At 69.8% G+C, this 255-nt stretch carries 1 pseudogene; it reads right to left on the bottom strand.

Annotated elements, in window-relative coordinates:
* Window positions 1-255: pseudogene (locus tag AB2B41_RS23620) on the bottom strand (amidohydrolase); the annotation flags it as partial.

Consider the following 255-nt stretch of genomic DNA (forward strand, 5'->3'; position numbering starts at 1 on the left):
CGCCCGCACGCAACCCCGCGCACCGTGCCGCCCTCCCTCCACGGCCGAGGCGAGACCGGCGCGAGCCAGGCCCACAAGCTTGCCTGCGGGCATGATGATCTCGGCGCTATTCACCACCCCCGTCGGCACGCCAACCTCACCCAACGGAAGGCCCGGATGGTTGGTCCCCTCCTTCAGCACCCCGGCCAGTTCCAGCCCCTTGGTGTTGACGTTCAGGATATGGCCGGAGGCATGCAGCACCCCGACAGGCCGCGT

The organism is Sulfitobacter sediminis (genome assembly GCF_040811725.1).
Taxonomy (GTDB): domain Bacteria; phylum Pseudomonadota; class Alphaproteobacteria; order Rhodobacterales; family Rhodobacteraceae; genus Sulfitobacter; species Sulfitobacter sediminis.